Source organism: Methanobrevibacter sp. (genome assembly GCF_036307625.1).
Lineage (GTDB): Archaea > Methanobacteriota > Methanobacteria > Methanobacteriales > Methanobacteriaceae > Methanocatella.
In genome coordinates this window covers 1-14057 of sequence record NZ_JAXJXF010000100.1, presented here as the reverse complement: position 1 = coordinate 14057, position 14057 = coordinate 1, and the positions used below count along the sequence as shown (strand labels likewise).

Sequence of the window (14057 nt, the reverse complement as noted above, 5' to 3'; positions counted from 1 at the left end):
CATTTTTTCTTTTTCTTTTTCTGGAATGAACATGTCAATCAACAAAATTTGGCATGCCTTGATTTGATATTGTTGTTCTTCTGTTAGATCAATTTTGTTAATCAGGTAAATCAATTCCTTTGTAATTTCATATTCACTTTTTTCATTTTTCATAAAAGGCAAAAATATCAGATTAAATAAATCATCTTCAGTTATTGCAATATTTTTTTCAATTTTACATTTAATGTTTTTTAATATTTCAGTTCCATTGAAATTTTTGATGAATATAATCGGCAGTTCGATTTCCAGCTCAGGTCCAATTTTTGCCTTTCGGATTGATTTTTCATCCCCCATTGAAATTATGTATGATTTTATCAGTTTTTTGGTTTCAAGCCTAAAGTTTACTAGGTACAATATATTTCTGACAATGATTTCTTCAGTCGTGTTGCTTTTGTGGAATTCAAAATCTATACAAAAACCATATGCTGTTTCAATGACAATATCTAAAAGTTTCAATTTGTGTGTCGGTGTATAGATTTCATAGGTGTAAAGGTTTTTAATTCCAATTTTTTCGCCTATGAATCTCAGCAATGAGTTTGTAAAGATTCTGCAGGATAATTTTGAGAGCTTATCATATTTTTGACTGATGATAATATCACCTTGATTCAAATTTATGAGAGTTCTCGGTACCGAAACTTCTTTGTGATACTATGTATTGGTGCTGGTGGTATATAAACTGTTCAGTAGTTTTTTAGGTCAATTTAACGCAGTCAAAGCAATTTTTCTATTTGAAATAATTTTTCACATATTCTTTGATTATTGGCTCTATATCATCAACTTCATCTAGGGGTGAGAATAAATATTCATCATTTTCTTCAAATATTATTCCGACAGGTTTGATTTCCGCAGATGAAATTTTTTCATTGATTTCCAAAAAGATTTCTTCAAAAACAAATGTCAGACCATAGATTTTCCTGAACCTGTAGTTGGATGTTTCATCAATTTTCAGTGTGTCTTTGATAAACTCTCCGATTTCATCTTTCATCCCAGACACCCCGAATAAATGTTCTGACATCCTTTTTAGAAATTAGTCTGATTGTTGGAACTAAGAGTTTGAGAGGATATATCTCAACTTCATTTGTTCCCCTACCGTCCAGTCTGCTTCCGCTGAATGATGGCTCTGCACTCAAATGCAGACTTTTGTGCATGGGGTTTATGATTGAAAAAATTCCCCAAATTATTCCAATATACTTTCCGGTATCTGCAAAGCTGTCCATTCCAAAAATAAGGTGGTTTTCAATTTTTTTGACGTTTATTATTTTAAAAACAGATTTTAAATATATTTTGAAATCGTTAAAACAAGGTTTGGCCAGTTCAAACAGCTTTTTGATGTCCCTTTTTTTAGGTTCATTTTCTTCATCCTCATTTTCATCGATTTCGTCGTCATCGGATGGAAATGTGATGGAATAAACTTTGATTTTTTTAAAAATAAGTATTTTCAAACATCCTTTTAGTTCACTACCGTTTTTATCATAGTTTAAAGAGATTTTAATTCCTATAATTAGTAGAATAATAATAAATAAGATGATTATTAGAATAATCATCCCTAGGATGTTTAACATGTAAGATTCCTATTCTTCTATTTGTTCATCGGTAGTTGTGTATTGAGGTTCGATGTATTCTGCCTCATCATATTCTTCAGTATTTTGAGATCCCAAATAGCTTTTTACAAGGTCAGTAATGATTAATCCTATGTCGGATAATGCTTTGTTGGTTTCACTTCCTTTGCTTAAATCAAGTACTCTAACTCCTTCTGCAGTATTTCCTTTTTTAGGAATCATTACCATTGATATAGGTTCTACTCCTGCACCGGCTCCCATTACGTCAGCGCCTTCATTTCCTAAAATGCTTTCTCCAGCTCCGAATCCTAATCCGACTTTTATGACTGGTATGAGAATTTTGTCCTCAGTTTCAATTGGTGTACCAATAACATTGTCTACATTAATAAGTTTGCGTAATTCTTCAACAGTTGTTTTAATATTTTCTGTCATAGTTTCACATCCTATATTAGTTATACTATATTTGTTTTTAATCTTTAAAATATTTTTATAAAATTTTGCATAATCATATTTTGCCAAAAGTAATACTTTTTTTGCTTATAAGACATACATTTCAAGTGTAACTTTTTAGTTATAACTAATTTTTCAAAATTGGGAGGGGTGTATTTCAAGTGTAAGTTTTCAGATATAACTTATAACTTATGTGGTGAGAGGTGCATTTCAAGTGTAACTTTTCACTTATAACTTGTAAGTTTGAGCCAAAAAGTATCGTTTCAAGTGTAAAATTATATGTTATAACTTGTCACTTCGAACTTAGAGGTGCATTTCAAGTGTAAAAATATTTTTGTTATGGTGATGTTGGTTTTAAAAATTTTGTATCAAAAAAGAGAAAAAACAGAATCATAAGTATGATTCTGTGATGGATGCCACACCGGCACCTGCATCTTCGATTGCACCTAAACCTTTTAGGGTCATACCGATAGCTGCAAATGTTTGTACCAATTCTTTGTATGAAACATTTCCCATGTGTCCGATTCTGAAAACGTTTCCTTTTAAGTGGTCTTGTCCACCAGCTAATTCCACACCGTATTTGTCACGGGTAGTTCCTCTGAACTGGTCGTCAGTGACTCCTTCAGGCATTTTGACTGCAGTAACTGTAGCGGATGAAACAGCTTCGTCTGCAAATAATTCTAAACCTAATGCTTTAACGGCAGCTACACTTGCTTTTGCCGCTTTGTGGTGACGTGCAACTCTGTTGTCAATTCCTTCTTCAATTACCATTTTCAATGCTTCGTTCATTGCATAAGTGAGTGAAACGGAAGGGGTGTATGGAGTTTGAGGAGGGGTTTTGTCTCCACTTTTTTTAGCTGCTTTTAAGTCTAAGTAAAATGTATTGGTTTCCACTTTATCGACAGCTGCCCAAGCGTCGTCACTTAAGGTGACAGCAGCCATTCCAGGTGGTGCTGCGATACATTTTTGTGATCCGGTAAGACAAACATCAATTCCGAACTTGTCCACGTTTACTTCATCTCCTCCAAGGGAAGATACGGTATCTACGATGTATAATGCGTCATAGTTTTTCATTACTTTACCGATTTCTTTAATAGGTGCAGCTACACCAGTGGAAGTTTCGTTGTGGATTACACTTACTGCCTTGATGTCTTCATCTTCATCCAATGCTTCAGCGATAGCTTCAGGAGTTACAGCAGTTCCCCATTCAACTGCCAATTCTTTGGTTTCGATTCCATGAGTGTTGGCTATTTTCATGAAACGTTCTCCGAATTTTCCACCTACAACATTAAGCATTTTTTCTCCAGGTGCAATTGTGTTGGCAATACCTGCTTCCATAGCTGCAGTTCCGGATCCGGTTAATAAATAAGAATCATTTTGAGTTTGGAAAACTTTACTCATTAATTCGTTAGTTTCAGTTAAGATTTCCCCATATTTGGCGCCTCTGTGATTAACAACAGCTTTAGTCATTGCATTGAGTACTCTAGGGTGCACTGTTGTTGGTCCAGGAAGCATTAATAAAATATCGTTCATTAAATTCCTCCAATTTTCTAGAAAATTAGCTTATCTTAAGCTATATATAATTTTTATTTTCATACTTATTAAATATTGTTAATCATGGTTTATTCAGTTATGGAGTCATTTTCATGTACTTATTAGTATCTTGTTCATACCATTATTATATTTTTAACGTATTGTTTAAATATATGTGTGTATAAATATTTTAATATGCAATTCAGCGGAGAGGAACTTACGTTCCGGCGTGTTTTCAATTATATTTTTGGCCTATATCTGATAACCTTGGGTGTAGCGTTTTCAATTAAATCTGGATTGGGGTCTGCTCCGGTCAGTTCAATCCCTTATGCCATTAATCTGATATGGATGATTGAAATAGGTCTTGCCACTTTCATATTTCATGCCATTCTGGTCTTTATTGAATTGATTCTTTTAAAAAGGGACTTCAAAAGAAAGCATTTTCTGCAGGTCTTTGTAGGTGTGCTTTTTGGAATCTTTACGAGCTTTTCTGTTGCACTCATGAATTTCATTCCTCCGGCAGATACATTTGTTCTGGCATTGTTCATGTCTCTTCTGTCAATACTTTTCATCGCTTTGGGGCTGTTTTTCTATGTTCCAACAAATCTGATTCCGCTTTCTGTTGAAGGCGTGACTCAGGCAATAGCAATCGTAACCAACAATCCTTTTTCCAAAACCAAGGTATATGTTGATGTGACCATAGTATCGACAGCTCTTCTTTTAAGCTATGGGTTTTTGGGTCAATTGGGAAGTGTAGGTCTTGGAACAATACTTGGAGCGTTGCTTATAGGCACTACAGTCAAGTATATCCATAAACTTCACTATCGAATTACTGGCAATGCGGTAGATTTAAAAAAAATGTAACATATATTTAATATCATGATTAAAAGGATTTGTCTTTTTACCGTTGGTCTTTTCATAATGTCGCTGGGTGTGGCTTTTTCAATAATATCGATGCTTGGAACAACTCCAATAAGCTCCATTTCCTATTCTCTGACGCTGATTACCAACATTAACATTGGAATAACAACTTTTATTTTCAATGTGGCTTTGATTTTCATTCAGATTATAATTCTAAGGTCCAGATTCAGGAAAAAGAGACTGCTTCAGTTCATCAACTGCGTTATGTTCGGATACTTTACGGATTTGGCACTCTATATTGTTTCATTCGTTCCCTTTGACAATAGCATTCTCTGTTCCGTATTGTTTTTGATTATAAGCATATTCCTAATCGCTTTTGGAATATTCGTTTACATGCCGGCAAATATTGCACCGCTTCCCGGTGAGGGCTGTGTCGAAGCGGTGGCCATTGTCACCAACTGGAGATTTTCAACAATCAAGATAGCTTTCGATGCGACAATGGTAATCATATCTCTGATTCTCTGCGGGCTGTTCTATACAAACATTTTCGGTGCAGTAAATGTCGGAACAGTCATATCAGCATTCATGGTAGGCTTTACGTTAAGACAAATTTCCAACGCATATTCAAAAATCACAGGCAATCAAATCAATATGGTTAACCGATAAAAAATTATTTAATTGGTCAGTCAACATATATTTATTAGAGGTTTAACTATGGAATTCGGACTTTGGGAAAGATATTATAAGGAAATTCTTGATGATTTCGGTTTTTCAAGAAGCGGTGATGAAAATTCGGCGAAAGTATTGGATGAGATACTGTCCGAAGAAGGGTGTCTTACTTTAGATGATTTGGCTCAAATCGTTAGTTTTTCAGATAAATACATTGTATTCGGTGCAGGACCTTCCCTGAAAGAGCATATCATCTACCTGAAAGAAAATTATGACCTAAAAGATTATGTTTTGGTTGCAGCCGACGGGGCAACAACCGCTTTAATAGAAGAAAGACTGTCTCCGGACATTGTCGCTACGGATTTGGATGGAAACATTGATGACATTCTTCTGGCTAATCTGAGGGGAGCAAACATTGTTGTCCATGCCCATGGAGACAATCTGGATGAGGTTATCAAGTTCACTTCATTTTTCAACAATGTTTTGGGCACTACCCAGGCACAGCCGGTCGGCAATGTCTACAACTTCGGCGGATTCACCGACGGCGACAGGGCCATATTTTTGGCGGTTGCTTTGGGCGCCAGCGAAATCACCCTTGCAGGAATGGATTTCGGCGATATTGTAACTAAATATTCAAGGCCAAACATTCCAACCGACCTGGCCGAAGCCGACGAATTCAAAAAGAAAAAACTTGTTTACGCCGAAAGGCTCACCAACTGGATAATTGAAAATGAGGACGTTGAGGTCATCAATCTGTGCAAATAATAACTGATTTATAATAGATAATATATATTAGATAATATGGCAATTGAAGATATTTTGATGTATGATGAAAGTCTTTTCCAAAACATTAATGCTTTTGATCCAGATTATATGCCTCAAAACTACAATTTTAGAGATACTCAAATGGAAGCAATGGCAATGGCAATAAGGCCTGCTATAAGGGGAGGCCAACCATCAAACGCAATTGTTTTGGGATCACCGGCTACAGGAAAAACAACAGCAATTAGAAAAGTATTTGAACTTGTTGAAAAAACAACTGAAAAAGTTGTGTGTGTTTATATTAACTGTCAGCTTCATACAACACGTTTTGGAATATTTTCACAAATCTATAAAAAGATGTTCGGACATATTCCTCCAGAAACAGGAGTTCCTTTTTCAAGGATTTATGACCAAATCATGAAAGATCTTCAAAGAAATGAAAAGGCGCTGGTAATTGCATTGGACGATGTCAATTATCTGTTCCAAAGCAAAAGTGCCAATAAGGTATTTTATGATATGTTGAGGGCATATGAAGAATATCCTGGTGTCAAAACATCAATATTTGCCATTCTTTCCGATCTGGAATTCAAATATGCTTTTGATAAAAATGTAAATACTGTTTTTATTCCTCAGGAAATCACATTTCCGCTTTACTCCTACTCTGAAATTGAGGATATTTTAAGAAACAGGGCTCAGGCAGGATTTTTCCCTAATGTCTTAAGTGATGAGGTTTTAGAACAGGTCGCAATGTATACTCATGAAAACGGTGATTTGAGAACTGGAATAAATCTTTTGAAATCATGCGGCAACATTGCAGAAGCCGATGCAAGCCGTGAAATAACATTGGAGCATTTCGAGAAAGCTATCGATGCGCTGGTTTCAATAAATATTTCTGAAACAATAAAATCTTTAAATGATACTGAAAAAAGCCTTCTTAAATTAATTGCCGATTATGAAGGTATTTATACTGCCGGGGAACTGATGGAATTATTTAAGCAAAAAACAGGTTCCAGTTATGCATCTTTCAATCGTGCATTGGATAAATTGGAATTTGTAAGATTAATTGATACCAAATATACAGGAAAAGGGGTTAAGGGAAATTCTCGTGAAATTATATTGCGTTTTAACCCCGACGATTATGTCATTTAATTTTTCCTGTAGGGAAATTAGTTTCTGTTAACATTAGATATTTGCATGGTAAGCTTTTATCCAATGTGCAGCATAAGGGTTTGGTATTGTATTTTTTAAAATAAGTTAACCATGCTCAGAGTAAGCCTGGTGTTGCTGCTACAACAGAAATAACTGATAAAAGTAATGCAGCTATTACAAAAAGCATTACCATGCAAGATTGAACATCATAGTCGCTATATACGATTTCGTCTTTTATCGAACTCTTTTTTCTTAAATCTGCTTTTAATGAGGTGTCTTTACTACTTAACATATCAATCACTATACTTAATATTGTTAAAATACTAATATAAACAAAGAGAAAGAGAGCATTTGAAAAGTAATAATTTGAGGTAAAAATCATGAAAAAGTTTGAGTATTTTGATGTAACTGCTGACATTGGATTTAAATCATATGGGAATAGCCTTAATGAAGCGTTTGAAAATGCAGGACTGGCTATTTTTAATATAATTTCAGATACTGATGATATTGCATCAGATATTTCAAAAACATTTGAAATTACCTCAGAAGACAGGGTATCTTTATTGTACGATTATCTTGAAGAGCTTTTGTTTTATCATGAAGTGGATTTCATGCTGTTTTCCGATTTTGATGTGGAAATTGATGAGGTAACTCAAGGCTATCATCTCAAAGCAACAATTAAAGGAGAACCTATTGATTGGGATAAACATGAGCGAAAAACTGAAATAAAAGCAATAACCTTTCATAAAATGGATGTTAAAAAAACAAGTCATTATGAGCTTCAGGCTATTGTTGATTTGTAATTTATTTATATTATAAAGATTATAATTACTATTATGAAAAGAAGAAAAACCACCACAAGAACTGTTGAAATGTTTTTGGGTATTGTGGGATCCGTTATTGGAATATTTTCAGGCTCTTTTTTGATTTTCATTAAAAGCCTTGGACAGGCTCATATGTCATTTTTGGGTTTTGTCGCTATATTGGCTTCCGTTTTAGGCCTTTTTTCTTCATATTATCTAACAAAAAATGAAGAATTGGCAGGTATTGGATTTTTAATTGCGACAATGTTTGTTATTGTTGGTGCAGACCACATTAATGTAATCAGTGCACTGTTTTTGCTTGTGGCAGGTATATTGACATTGTTTAGAAAATAGTTTTTATATTTGCTTGTTTTTTTGTTTTCATTTTAAACAAAAGCTTTTTAAACAATCAGCTTTATATAATAGTTTAATTTTGAATTTTAAGCTTATTTACTTTAGAAATGCTACTGGTTAAACTTGATTTGGTTGTCGAATTTTTCATATAATTAATTGGGGATATGATGCTACAGAAGAATTAATTGAAATTTTTCAATCCATAATTTTTAAAAATTGGCCGTATTACCAAAACTTTATTTAAATATCACATATAAATATTAAAGCATAATAATTCTGTGATTTTTATGACAATTAAAGATGAAATTAAAAAGGTTAGGGATAATGTTTATGAAATTCCGGGCTCCTTTAACAAGAAGATGAGAGCTTCCGGAAGACTTTACATTGATGATGAAAGCTTTGAAAATCTTGAAGAGGGTGCCGTTGAGCAGATAGTCAATGTGGCATGCCTTCCGGGCGTTCAAAGGTATTCAATTGGATTGCCTGATATTCATTTCGGATACGGATTTCCAATTGGTGGTGTAGCTGCATTCAGTTTAAGGACAGGTATCGTATCCCCTGGAGGTGTAGGATTTGACATTAACTGTGGCGTCAGATTAATCAAGTCCAACCTGACACTTGAGGATATTGAAGGTCATCTTGATGAGCTTACAGAAAAGCTTTTTAAAAACATACCTGCTGGCGTTGGAAGCAAAGGTAAAATCAGGCTTGAAGAGGGTGAAATCGACAAAGTTCTTGATTACGGCGCTCAATGGGCTGTAGAAAATGGTTATGGCTGGCCTGAAGACTTGGAAGTTCTTGAAGAAAACGGAAGAATGGTTGACGCTGATTCAAGTATCGTTTCAGATAAGGCTAAAAAAAGAGGAATTCCTCAATTGGGTTCACTTGGTTCCGGAAATCACTTTTTGGAAATTCAGGAAGTCGATGAAATCTATGACGAAAAGGTAGCTGAAGTATATGGTCTTAAAAAGGGAATGATTGTAATCATGATTCATTCAGGTTCCAGAGGCTGTGGACATCAGGTATGTTCCGATTATTTGAGGATAATGGATAAGGCTTACAAAAATTATAAGATACAGATTGCAGACAGGCAACTTGCATGCGCTCCTCTTGATTCAAAAGAAGCGCAAAACTATATTCAGGCAATGGCCGCTGCAGCCAACTATGCATGGGCAAACAGACAGATGATGACTCACTGGATTCGTGAAACATTTGAAGACGTTATGGGAAAATCTGCTAAAGATATGGAAATGGACATATTATATGACGTTGCTCACAATATAGCTAAGATGGAAACACACAAGGTCCACAACCGTGAAGAGGACCTTTTGGTTCACAGAAAAGGCGCAACCCGTGCTTTCGGTCCTGGAAGAGAGGAAGTTCCTGAAAAATACAGGGAAGTTGGTCAGCCGGTACTTATTCCGGGCACTATGGGAACAGCATCATATGTATTGCACGGAACAGATGTTGCAATGGAAGAGACTTTCGGATCTACTGCTCACGGTGCCGGAAGGGTGCTTTCAAGGTCCCAGGCCAAAAAGGACTACACTCCAGAGCAAATTACTGAGGACATGGAAAGAAGAGGAATCAAGCTTAAGGCTACAAGCAAACACGTAATTGCCGAAGAAGCTCCTGGTGCATATAAGGATGTTGATAGTGTTGTACGCGTATCTGACAGTACTGGAATTGCCAAATTGGTTGCTCGTGTAAGGCCGATTGCTGTTACAAAAGGATGATTAAATGATTGGTATAATTGGTGGCAGTGGTGTATACGAAATCACCAATAAGGCTGACAGCTGCACTAAAAAAATGGTTGAAACAGATTATGGGGATGTTGAAGTGTCCATTCTCGATATCTTTTCAAAAAAGGTGGCGTTTATCCCTCGCCATGCTTCAGGCCACAGCATTCCTCCCCATAAAATCAATTTCAGAGCAAACATTGATGCACTGAAGAATGTGGGTGTTACAAAAATAATAGCTACAAACTCTGTCGGATCCATGAATCTGGAAATGCCTCCTGGTTCATTCGTTATTCCTGATGACTTTTTAGATTTTTCACAGAATAGGGCTAAAACATTTTATGAGGATAAGGTAGTTCATATAGATGTAACAGAACCATATTGCAGCTGTTTAAGAGATGTTTTGGATGCATCAGGTGATGTGATTCTTGGGGGAACATATGTGTGTACCGAAGGGCCAAGATTCGAAACCCCTGCTGAAATCAAAATGTTCAGGATGCTTGGAGGAGACCTGGTGGGTATGACTGGTGTTCCTGAAGTAACCCTTGCCAGAGAAAGGGAAATGTGCTACAATTCAATCTGCATTGTCTCAAACTATGCTTCCGGAATTTCAGAGGATGCATTGACAATCGACGAAGTCTTTGAAATGGTAAGTGAAAAAGAAGTTGAGCTACTTGAATTGATTTATAATTTTATTAAAAATGTTGACGATTCAGCAGATTGCAGTTGTCTTCACGCATTAGGTGGTGCAGAAGTGTAAGTGTGATAATATGTATAAGGTTATTTTATTAAATGCAAGTCCAAGAGGTAATTCAAATACTCTTGCAGTCCTCGAGGAATGTGCCCGTGAAATCGAAAAGGAAGGTGTCGAAACTGAAATAATCTCTCTTAGGGGAAAGAAAATCCAGTCATGCATAGCATGCTCAAGATGTGCCGAAACCGGAAACTGTGTCCTTCCAGACGGGCTTGATGAAATCATTGATAAGATTCGTGATGCCGACGGATTCATTCCTGCTGCACCAGTATACTTCGGAACCGCCAGAGGAGATATCATGTCAGCTCTTCAAAGAATCGGAAAAGTCTCAAGAGGAGGGGACAAATTCCTTGATTGGATGGTCGGCGGTCCGATTGCAGTTGCAAGACGTGGTGGCGTTACTTTAACACTTCAGGAGATGCTGATGTTTTTTGCAATCAACAACATGATTGTGGCAGGCAGCACCTACTGGAACATGGTGATTGCAGGGCCTGAAGGAACTGCACTGGAAGATACTGAGGGCATTGAAACCATTCAGCTATTCGGACAAAACGTTGCTAGAATCATTAAAAAGGTGAGGGATTAGATATGAGATTGGCTGTTGTATCTTCTGATGGTGAAAATGTGGATTTGCATCTTGGAAAAGGCAAATCCCTTTACATATATGACTGGGATGAAGAATTGAACTTTGTTGAAGTGCGTGATGTTGAAATAACAGAAGATTCAAAGCATCAAGGTGGTAAAGTTTTAAATGCCTGCAGCGATTGTGATGTTTTGATTGCAGTTCAATACGGTTTTAAATCAAAAATTAAAGCTGAAGATGCCGGAATTAAGCTTGTAATGGATGAAGGTCCAATCGATGAGGTTTTAAAAAGGTATATTGATCATGTTAACTTTATGAAAAGTTAATTTTTCATAATTTTTTTTAAAAATATTTAAATAACACAAGTTATATATAAAATAACTGTGGTGATTTAAGTGGATTTGTCATTTTTATGCAAATTAACTGCTGATGAAATCCTAAAGGGCTCTTTTGGAATAGAATGGGAAAGTTTGAGGGCCTATTCTGATGGTAAACTATCTTTAACACCACATCCCGAAGTATTCGGAGATAAGTTAAAAAATCCATTGGTGACCACTGATTTTTCAGAAAGCCAGATTGAAATAATAACTCCTACTTTTGATTCAATCGACGAAGCATTCAGCGTATTCTCTCTTTTGGCCGATTTGGTAAATGCATCACTTCCTGATGATGAATATCTCTGGTTTCAGTCAATTCCATGTATATTGCCGTATACGGGTGAGATTCCCATTGCAAAATATGGCAGGGAGGGTGAAGCATCGGAGAAATACCGTATAGAACTTGCTAAAAAGTATGGCTTTAAAAAACAGATGATTTCAGGAGTTCATTTTAATTTTTCCTTTGCAGAATCAACTCTTGAGCAGTTATATGGCATTGTGGACTATGACGGTTCATATGTCGAGTTTAAAAATGAAATTTATCTGAAGATTGCCCGAAATTACCTAAGGCACTGCTGGCTGATTATTTATCTCACAGGGTGTTCCATAGGGCTTCACGACTCATTTTCCAAGGATTGCATTCATCTGATGGATGCGATGGATATGTATGGAAGCTATTATAGTACTAAAGGACCTTCATTTAGAAATTCTTCATGCGGATACAAAAATCTGAAGGATTTAAGGCCCAGCTATAAATCTGTAGGTGATTTTACAGGTGATGTGCAGTCATTTATTGATAATGGCGATTTGTCTGAAGCAAAGGAACTCTATACTCAAATCAGATTGAAGCCAAACGATCCATCCAACATGCTGGAATCCCTAAATGATGAAGGAATTTCATATATCGAAATAAGGACATTGGACATTAATCCTTTCTATAAATGCGGTCTTGTTCAGCATGATATGGAGTTTTTACATCTGTTTTTAATTTATATGCTGATTAAAAACGAATCCGACTATGAAGACTGGCAAAAGGAAGCCAAAATCAATGAAGAAATGGCTGCTGAAAAGGCTTATGATGAATCCATGAGGTTGATAAAGGACGGTGAGGAAATTACTCTTAAAAAATGGGCATCAGAGATTATAAATGAGATGTACGGTATGTGTGAAGTCCTTAACATTGATGCGGACAATACATTGAAACTGATGCATGACCGTGTTTCAAACCCTGAGCTGACATATGGTCAGAGACTGCTGAAATTAATCAGTGAAAGGGGATATATCAATACTCATACTATGCTTTCAATGAACCATAAAAAAACAAGTAAGGATTTTGTTAACAATATGAATATTGAAGACTGTGATTTGTACAAAAAATATGTTCCTATAGCACTTTTTAACCGATAATTGGGCATTTCCGGTATATTGTATATCATTTAAAATTCTATTGTAACATTTTTAAAAATGATTGATTGGCCTTATTTTTAAAATCGGAGAGTTTCTGGGTTGTTTTGCGTTTTTCATATGAAATTGTGTTTTAAAATATATTTTTTGGATTTCGAATTTTTTTCAAAAATAGGGCGGTTTTTAATAATATTTATATACCATGAATAAAATAATTAAAAATAACCTTTATGGGCGGGTTTTAAAAATTAAAACTTAATTACAAAATATTTTCTTTAAATAATGTGGGAATATCTCACAATAGTCGAATAACTGATTATAAGTCGGTAATTATTTATAATCGTAATTGCAGTTAATTTTGATTTGTATTGGTAAAATACTGTATTTTAAGACTATTTTTAAAATTTTAATAGCAAACGCTATATTTATTATATATATTACTTATTAAAAAAACGGTTGATATAATGGCAAAAGCAAAAGCAAGACGTAGAGTACGTGATACATGGAAAGAAAAGTCCAGGTACACTATCAAAACACCAGTGAACTTTGAAGACAAAGAAATTGGAGAAACTCCTGCTAAAGATCCGGAACTTCTCATTGGAAGAGGAGTAGAAGTTACCATGAGGGAATTAACCGGAGACTTCTCAAAACAATACATCAAACTCAGGTTTGAAATTGACAATGTTGCAGGTAATGTTGCAAACACCAAATTTACAGGTCACAAGACAACTACCGACTATGTAAGAAGTATGATTAGAAGAGGAACTTCCAGAATCGATGCTTCCGCAATAGTAAAAACCAAAGATGACCGCAAATTAAAATTACAAGTTTTAGCTGTAACCACCAGAAGAGCAAAATCTTCCCAACAAAGATACATGAGAAAAACCATCGAAGATTTACTCATCGAAGCAGCTGCTGAAAGATCATTTGATGATTTGGTACATGTTTGCGTAAACGGTAAACTCGCATCCGAAATTTACCACAACGCTAAAAAAATCTACCCTCTCAAAAGAGTGGAAAT

General features: G+C 35.5%; 18 protein-coding genes. 12 read left to right on the top strand and 6 right to left on the bottom strand.

Annotated elements, in window-relative coordinates:
- The 5 genes from UIB65_RS06420 to UIB65_RS06400 form a co-directional block, all read right to left on the bottom strand.
- On the bottom strand, nt 1-648 hold a 648-nt coding region (locus UIB65_RS06420; RefSeq protein ID WP_330040361.1), incomplete at its 3' end, for a hypothetical protein.
- Between the two features lie 115 nt (nt 649-763).
- Nucleotides 764-1024, bottom strand: a complete 261-nt coding sequence (locus UIB65_RS06415; protein ID WP_330040360.1) for a hypothetical protein — start codon at nt 1022-1024, stop codon at nt 764-766.
- Complete coding sequence (locus UIB65_RS06410) at nt 1014-1481, bottom strand: DUF2953 domain-containing protein (protein ID WP_330040358.1); 468 nt, start codon at nt 1479-1481, stop codon at nt 1014-1016. Before UIB65_RS06410 ends, UIB65_RS06415 begins: the two co-directional genes overlap by 11 nt.
- A 129-nt stretch (nt 1482-1610) precedes the next feature.
- Nucleotides 1611-2030, bottom strand: coding sequence for a spore germination protein GerW family protein (locus UIB65_RS06405; RefSeq protein ID WP_330040356.1), 420 nt, complete (start codon nt 2028-2030; stop codon nt 1611-1613).
- 408 nt (nt 2031-2438) lie between these two features.
- Nucleotides 2439-3581 (bottom strand): alanine--glyoxylate aminotransferase family protein, encoded by a 1143-nt coding sequence (locus tag UIB65_RS06400; protein WP_296804574.1) that lies wholly within the window; start codon nt 3579-3581, stop codon nt 2439-2441.
- Nucleotides 3582-3776: 195 nt separating this feature from the next.
- Between UIB65_RS06400 and UIB65_RS06395 the strand changes: the two genes are divergently transcribed.
- From UIB65_RS06395 to UIB65_RS06380, 4 genes are read left to right on the top strand one after another with little or no spacing between them, the layout of a single operon-like run.
- Nucleotides 3777-4445, top strand: coding sequence for a DUF6198 family protein (locus UIB65_RS06395; protein ID WP_330040354.1), 669 nt, complete (start codon nt 3777-3779; stop codon nt 4443-4445).
- Nucleotides 4446-4460: 15 nt separating this feature from the next.
- A complete protein-coding gene (locus UIB65_RS06390) occupies nt 4461-5108 on the top strand; it encodes a DUF6198 family protein (RefSeq protein ID WP_330040352.1) in 648 nt (215 codons plus the stop codon).
- A 48-nt stretch (nt 5109-5156) separates the two neighbouring features.
- Entirely contained in the window at nt 5157-5876 is a 720-nt protein-coding gene (locus UIB65_RS06385) for a 6-hydroxymethylpterin diphosphokinase MptE-like protein (protein WP_330040351.1), read from the top strand.
- Nucleotides 5877-5912: 36 nt separating this feature from the next.
- On the top strand, nt 5913-7022 hold the full coding sequence (locus tag UIB65_RS06380) for an ORC1-type DNA replication protein (RefSeq protein WP_330040350.1): 1110 nt from the start codon (nt 5913-5915) through the stop codon (nt 7020-7022).
- 115 nt (nt 7023-7137) lie between these two features.
- Here UIB65_RS06380 and UIB65_RS06375 read toward each other — a convergent pair whose 3' ends face one another.
- The gene (locus UIB65_RS06375) at nt 7138-7314 is read right to left on the bottom strand and encodes a hypothetical protein (protein ID WP_330040348.1); all 177 of its coding nucleotides are present in this window, start codon (nt 7312-7314) and stop codon (nt 7138-7140) included.
- A gap of 88 nt (nt 7315-7402) precedes the next feature.
- On the opposite strand from UIB65_RS06375, the gene UIB65_RS06370 reads away from it, so the two are divergent.
- The 8 genes from UIB65_RS06370 to UIB65_RS06335 form a co-directional block, all read left to right on the top strand.
- On the top strand, nt 7403-7825 hold the full coding sequence (locus tag UIB65_RS06370) for an archease (protein ID WP_330040347.1): 423 nt from the start codon (nt 7403-7405) through the stop codon (nt 7823-7825).
- A gap of 33 nt (nt 7826-7858) precedes the next feature.
- Nucleotides 7859-8179, top strand: a complete 321-nt coding sequence (locus UIB65_RS06365; RefSeq protein WP_330040346.1) for a hypothetical protein — start codon at nt 7859-7861, stop codon at nt 8177-8179.
- Nucleotides 8180-8466: 287 nt separating this feature from the next.
- A complete protein-coding gene (locus UIB65_RS06360; RefSeq protein ID WP_330040344.1) occupies nt 8467-9915 on the top strand; it encodes an RtcB family protein in 1449 nt (482 codons plus the stop codon).
- A gap of 4 nt (nt 9916-9919) precedes the next feature.
- A complete protein-coding gene (gene mtnP / locus UIB65_RS06355) occupies nt 9920-10678 on the top strand; it encodes an S-methyl-5'-thioadenosine phosphorylase (RefSeq protein ID WP_330040342.1) in 759 nt (252 codons plus the stop codon).
- A gap of 10 nt (nt 10679-10688) precedes the next feature.
- On the top strand, nt 10689-11258 hold the full coding sequence (locus UIB65_RS06350; protein WP_330040340.1) for a flavodoxin family protein: 570 nt from the start codon (nt 10689-10691) through the stop codon (nt 11256-11258).
- Between the two features lie 2 nt (nt 11259-11260).
- Complete coding sequence (locus tag UIB65_RS06345; protein ID WP_330040338.1) at nt 11261-11581, top strand: NifB/NifX family molybdenum-iron cluster-binding protein; 321 nt, start codon at nt 11261-11263, stop codon at nt 11579-11581.
- 69 nt (nt 11582-11650) lie between these two features.
- Entirely contained in the window at nt 11651-13039 is a 1389-nt protein-coding gene (locus UIB65_RS06340; protein ID WP_330040337.1) for a glutamate--cysteine ligase, read from the top strand.
- Between the two features lie 461 nt (nt 13040-13500).
- Nucleotides 13501-14057: 30S ribosomal protein S3ae (locus tag UIB65_RS06335; protein WP_330040336.1), on the top strand; the 557-nt coding region annotated here is incomplete at its 3' end.

Excerpts from the sequence above, each read along its gene's own strand:
- UIB65_RS06415 (WP_330040360.1), bottom strand. The coding sequence starts at position 1,024 with ATGAAAGATGAAATCGGAGAGTTTATCAAAGACACACTGAAAATTGAT.
- UIB65_RS06405 (WP_330040356.1), bottom strand. The coding sequence starts at position 2,030 with ATGACAGAAAATATTAAAACAACTGTTGAAGAATTACGCAAACTTATT.
- UIB65_RS06400 (WP_296804574.1), bottom strand. The coding sequence starts at position 3,581 with ATGAACGATATTTTATTAATGCTTCCTGGACCAACAACAGTGCACCCT.
- UIB65_RS06395 (WP_330040354.1), top strand. The coding sequence starts at position 3,777 with ATGCAATTCAGCGGAGAGGAACTTACGTTCCGGCGTGTTTTCAATTAT.
- UIB65_RS06390 (WP_330040352.1), top strand. The coding sequence starts at position 4,461 with ATGATTAAAAGGATTTGTCTTTTTACCGTTGGTCTTTTCATAATGTCG.
- UIB65_RS06385 (WP_330040351.1), top strand. The coding sequence starts at position 5,157 with ATGGAATTCGGACTTTGGGAAAGATATTATAAGGAAATTCTTGATGAT.
- UIB65_RS06380 (WP_330040350.1), top strand. The coding sequence starts at position 5,913 with ATGGCAATTGAAGATATTTTGATGTATGATGAAAGTCTTTTCCAAAAC.
- UIB65_RS06375 (WP_330040348.1), bottom strand. The coding sequence starts at position 7,314 with ATGTTAAGTAGTAAAGACACCTCATTAAAAGCAGATTTAAGAAAAAAG.
- UIB65_RS06370 (WP_330040347.1), top strand. The coding sequence starts at position 7,403 with ATGAAAAAGTTTGAGTATTTTGATGTAACTGCTGACATTGGATTTAAA.
- UIB65_RS06365 (WP_330040346.1), top strand. The coding sequence starts at position 7,859 with ATGAAAAGAAGAAAAACCACCACAAGAACTGTTGAAATGTTTTTGGGT.
- UIB65_RS06360 (WP_330040344.1), top strand. The coding sequence starts at position 8,467 with ATGACAATTAAAGATGAAATTAAAAAGGTTAGGGATAATGTTTATGAA.
- mtnP (WP_330040342.1), top strand. The coding sequence starts at position 9,920 with ATGATTGGTATAATTGGTGGCAGTGGTGTATACGAAATCACCAATAAG.
- UIB65_RS06350 (WP_330040340.1), top strand. The coding sequence starts at position 10,689 with ATGTATAAGGTTATTTTATTAAATGCAAGTCCAAGAGGTAATTCAAAT.
- UIB65_RS06345 (WP_330040338.1), top strand. The coding sequence starts at position 11,261 with ATGAGATTGGCTGTTGTATCTTCTGATGGTGAAAATGTGGATTTGCAT.